6 protein-coding genes are annotated in these 5170 nt (G+C 49.5%); all 6 read left to right on the forward strand.

Annotation, left to right across the window (positions count from 1 at the left end):
• The first annotated feature begins 365 nt into the window (after positions 1-365).
• Positions 366-704 (forward strand): helix-turn-helix transcriptional regulator, encoded by a 339-nt coding sequence (locus tag DW757_RS15755; RefSeq protein ID WP_003509323.1) that lies wholly within the window; start codon positions 366-368, stop codon positions 702-704.
• Between the two features lie 186 nt (positions 705-890).
• Positions 891-2465, forward strand: coding sequence for a MobQ family relaxase (mobQ, locus tag DW757_RS15760; protein ID WP_008394607.1), 1575 nt, complete (start codon positions 891-893; stop codon positions 2463-2465).
• 66 nt (positions 2466-2531) lie between these two features.
• Positions 2532-3176: a CHC2 zinc finger domain-containing protein gene (locus DW757_RS15765; protein WP_025544160.1), complete on the forward strand. Its 645-nt coding sequence runs from the start codon at positions 2532-2534 to the stop codon at positions 3174-3176.
• Complete coding sequence (locus DW757_RS15770) at positions 3145-4482, forward strand: virulence-associated E family protein (protein ID WP_008394605.1); 1338 nt, start codon at positions 3145-3147, stop codon at positions 4480-4482. The genes DW757_RS15765 and DW757_RS15770 overlap by 32 nt, the downstream gene beginning before the upstream one ends.
• A gap of 242 nt (positions 4483-4724) precedes the next feature.
• Positions 4725-4922: a hypothetical protein gene (locus DW757_RS15780; protein WP_002595176.1), complete on the forward strand. Its 198-nt coding sequence runs from the start codon at positions 4725-4727 to the stop codon at positions 4920-4922.
• Positions 4923-5170 (forward strand): recombinase family protein (locus DW757_RS17840; protein WP_243033737.1); only part of this gene is annotated, 248 nt, incomplete at its 3' end.

The following is a 5170-nucleotide window of genomic DNA, read 5'->3' on the forward strand; positions in this document are numbered from 1 at the left end:
GTGGACTTGCCGCCCGGAAACACCTTGCGCTGCAAGCTGTTCCCGTCCAGCAAGTTTTATCAGTCGAGCTATCCTTATCTACGGTAATTTAGTATAATAAGGTCAAAAAACAGAACGCTATCATTGTGCAACCGATATGCAACTGATAATTGCTTGATAGTTGGTGGTAGCAACACGGTAATTCAGATAGAATAAAGCCAACAAAGAAAGGAGGTCATCCAAATGTTAGTAAACATCATTATGATTGTAGTCGGAATAGTTTTCTCATGTATCTTTGTCGGCTTGCTTATCCTTGTTATTCGTGCATTGCTTAAATATATCCGTACAGAGAAATGAAGCCAACAGCAACATTAGGAGGTGGTCAAATGAAAGTAACCGTATTTATGATAATCGTTGGAATAATTTTCTTATGTATCTTTGTTGGTTTGCTTACCCTTATTGTTCGTGCATTACTCAAATATATCCATTCAAAAGATGTACGGCAGGAAAAATCCGTAGTGAGGAAATCGTTGGGTGAAGCACTCAAAGTACACAGAACACAGTGCAAAATGACGCAGGAATTTGTTGCTGAAACGATTGGTGTTAGCAGGCAGGCTGTTTCAAAATGGGAAAATGGAACATCCGACCCTTCCACATCAAATCTTTTTGCACTTGCAAAACTTTACGGTATTTCTGTTGAAGAATTACTAAAAGAAGTTGAATAATCTTCATGCAGATATTTTATTTCATCATCGGGCCACCCTGACCCGAACTTTCAAAACTGAATACCAGCCGCCCACCGGCGGCACCACCGAGCAGGAAATCTGAAAAGGTCTCCTGCTTTTTTTCTGCCCCAAATGAGGTGGTAAAACGCCACCCCATCCACCAATTACCGAAAGGAGGGACACGAAATGCCCTGTCCACACAACGAAATCTCGATTGTGCAGCGAAGCCAACAGCAGTCTGCGGTTGCCGCCGCTGCCTACCAGAGCGGCGAAAAGCTGTTCTGTGGATACGATCAGGAAGTGAAGCACTACCCGGAAAAGCGTGGTATCGTCCACAATGAAATCTTGCTTCCGGCAAATGCCCCACGGTCGTATGCAGACCGCAATACTTTATGGAACGCCGCCGAAGCGGTGGAGAAGCAATGGAATTCCCAGCTTGCAAGGCGGTGGGTGCTTACCATCCCCAGAGAGATACCGCCCGACCAGTACGCCGCCCTTGTCCGGGATTTCTGCAATCAGCAGTTTGTTTCCAAAGGAATGTGCGTGGATTTTGCCATCCATGACAAAGGGGACGGAAACCCTCACGCTCATGTCATGCTGACTATGCGGGCAATGGATGAACATGGGAAATGGCTTCCCAAGAGCCGCAAGGTTTATGACCTTGACGAGAACGGGGAACGGATAAAACTTCCGTCCGGCAGATGGAAAAGTCACAAGGAAGATACGGTTGACTGGAACGACCGCAAGTATTGTGAAATCTGGCGGCATGAATGGGAGATCATCCAGAACCGCTATCTGGAAGCCAACAACCGCCCGGAGCGGGTGGATCTCCGTTCTTATGAAAGACAGGGGCTTGATATTATCCCTACCGTCCATGAGGGTGCTGCTGTCCGGCAGATGGAAAAGCGAGGGATTCAGACCAACATCGGAAATCTGAACCGGGAAATCAAAGCCGCCAACAGCCTGATGAAGTCTATCCGGCAGCTTATTAAAAATCTCAAAGGCTGGATTATCGAGCTTAGTGAAAAACGAAAAGAACTGCTTGCGGAAAAAGCTGCGGAGGAAGCGGTATTTCTTCCCAATCTGTTGATGAAGTACATGGAGGTACGAAAGGCAGAACGGAGCGACTGGACACGGGCGGGACAAAACCGTGGAACTTCCAAAGACTTAAAGGCAGTCAGCGAAGCCCTGTCCTATCTTCAGAGAAAGGGACTTTCCACCGTGGAGGATTTGGAAAACTTTATAGAAACGTCCGGGAAATCTGCCGCCGACTACCGAAAGCAGATGAAGCCAAAGGAAACCCGCAGCAACGTGATTGACGCTATCCTTGCCGCCCGGACGGACTGTAAGGAATGTAAGCCCGTTTATGAGAAATACCAGAAGATATTTTTCAAGAAAACTAAGGAAAAATTCAAGCTGGAACACCCGGAGGTTGCCCGGTTTGAGAAAGCCAGTGCCTACCTTGCCAAGCACCCGGATGATAAGGACAGCACGAAAAAGGAGCTTTTGCAGGAACAGGCGAAGCTTGTGGGCGAAATCGCAGACTTGAAAGTACCGTTGACCGAGGTGCAGGAAGATTTGAAGAAGCTGCGGGACATCCGCTACTGGGTACGGAAAGCCACACCCGGCACAGAGGAAAGCAAAGAGCCGCCCAAGAAGCAGCCCCTCAAAGAAGTCTTGCAGGATAAGGCTGACGAGAAGAAAGCACAGAAAAACGCCCCGGCGCAGACGAAACACAAACAACAGGATATGGAACTTTAACAGGCACTTGCCATTTTCAGATTGAGAATGATAAGTGCCTTTTCTTTTTTACAAGGAGGAATTGATTTGAATGTATTTGAAGCTGTGAAGCAGTCCGTTACGACAAGACAGGCTGCGGAGCATTACGGAATCCGGGTAAACAGAAACGGGATGGCTTGCTGCCCGTTCCACAACGATAAGACCCCCAGCATGAAGCTGGACAAGCGTTTCCACTGCTTCGGATGTGGTGCAGATGGGGATGTGATTGATTTTGTAGCTGCCCTGTACGGGCTGGGGAAAAAGGAAGCCGCCGCACAGTTGGCGAGTGACTTCGGGCTTGCCTATGAGGACTGGAAGCCACCGGGCAGGGCAAGGAAGCCCAAGCCCCGGCAGAAATCCCCGGAAGAACAGTTCCGGGAAGCAAAGGCACATTGCTTCCGTGTCCTTGCCGATTATCTACACCTCTTACGGGTATGGAAAACCGACTATGCCCCGCACTCCCCGGAGGAAGCGTTTCATCCCCGGTTCGTGGAAGCCTTGCAGAAGCAAGCCCATGTGGAATATCTGCTGGATGTGCTGCTGTTCGGGGAGACAGAGGAAAAAGCGGTTTTGATTATGGACTACGGAAAGGATGTGATACAGCTTGAACAGCGAATGGCAGAGCTTGCAGCCGCAGACGCAGCAAGAACTAAAAAACACCATGAACGCCATGCAGCCGCCCCAGAGCGTTGAGGAAGTAAAGGCAACTCTGGAAACCACCGAGAAAGGCGGCGTCCGCCAGAGCATACGGAACTGCCTGACCGTATTCCAGCGTGACCCTGTGCTTGCCGGGGCAATCGCCTACAACATCCTGACCGACCGCAAGGACATCATAAAGCCCATCGGTTTTCACAGAGAAAGCACAGCCCTGACCGATACGGACATGAAGTATCTGCTTCTCTATCTGGAGGAAACCTACGGGCTTACCAGTGAGAAAAAGATTGAAACCGCCATCGGGATTGTGGCGAATGAGAATAAGTACCACCCCATCCGGGATTTTCTGAACAGCCTTGCATGGGACGGGACTGAGCGCATCCGCTTCTGTCTGCGGCACTTTCTGGGAGCTGATGTGGACGATTACACCTATGAAGCCTTGAAGCTGTTCATGCTGGGGGCGATTACAAGGGCATTTAAGCCCGGAAGCAAGTTTGAAATCATGCTGTGTCTGGTAGGCGGTCAGGGGGCTGGCAAATCCACCTTCTTCCGGCTGCTGGCAGTCCGGGACGAGTGGTTTTCCGATGATTTGCGGAAGCTGGACGATGATAACGTGTACCGCAAGCTGCAAGGTCACTGGATAATTGAAATGTCGGAAATGATGGCAACCGCCAATGCCAAGAGCATTGAGGAAATCAAGTCCTTTCTAAGCCGCCAGAAAGAGGTTTACAAAATTCCCTATGAAACTCACCCGGCAGACCGCCCCCGTCAATGCGTGTTCGGCGGCACTTCCAACGCCCTTGACTTTCTCCCCCTTGACCGTTCCGGCAACCGCCGATTTATCCCGGTCATGGTGTACCCGGAGCAAGCCGAGGTTCACATTTTGGAGGACGAAGCCGCTTCCAGAGCCTATATCAGCCAGATGTGGGCGGAAGCAATGGAGATTTACCGAAGCGGCATGTTCAAGCTGTCATTCAGCCCAGCCATGCAGCGGTATCTCAAAGAACACCAGCGGGATTTTATGCCGGAGGACACCAAAGCCGGGATGATACAGGCTTACCTTGATAAGTACACCGGGGAAACGGTCTGCTCCAAGCAGCTCTACAAGGAAGCCTTAAACCACACCTTTGATGAGCCGAAGCAATGGGAAATCCGGGAAATCAACGAGATAATGAACCAGTGCATTACCGGGTGGAACTACTTTTCCAATCCGAGGATGTTTGCGGAATACGGCAGACAAAAGGGCTGGGAGCGTGAAATCCCGGCAACGGACACCGACAACCCGCCCGAAAAATCTATGGACGGTTTTGTGGAGGTCACAGAGCAGATGGAGCTTCCATTCTGAAAATGACAGCCCGTTGCCGACTTCGTTGCTATCCCGTTGCCGAGCCGGTTGCCGGGGAAAATCCCTTATTTCCGGGCTTTTTCCCTCTCTGACAACCAAAACAACAGAAAAATAAAAGAAAAGTATAAATAGTAATCAACGCCAGATTGAGATTGTTTGCAAGGTCTTTTGAAGCCCGTTGCCGGACTTCGTTGCCGACCGTTCTCTGTCTGGCTATTTTCATGTATGGAGGATAACTGCCTATGGCGAAAAATAAGACCAAGATTGAAGTGACAACCGTATTTGACGGGGAACTGGACGCCACCGATGTGTTCGTCAGCCTGATTTCCCAGAAATACGGCAAAACAAATACAAAAGAATATCTTGCTAAAAAGAAAGATTTGAAGTATAATGAAGATGAGGTTCAACAGAGCCAGATACCGTCTGGATTGTGTGGGTAAATGGCTATGATGAACGAAATGGAATACAGAACAATCGGTTCAGCACTTGCCGGGGGCTATCGTGCGGCGGTCTATTGCAGGCTGTCAAAGGACGATGACCTGCAAGGCGAAAGTGCCAGTATCGCAAACCAGCGTGATATGCTGGAAAAATACTGCGAAAAGCAGGGATGGGAGGTTGTGGCAGTCTATCAGGACGATGGCTTCACAGGTCTTAATATGGAGCGTCCTGATTTACAGAGAATGTTGAG

The sequence above is a fragment of the Clostridium sp. AM29-11AC genome, assembly GCF_003480545.1.
Taxonomy (GTDB): Bacteria; Bacillota; Clostridia; order Lachnospirales; family Lachnospiraceae; genus Otoolea; species Otoolea saccharolyticum_A.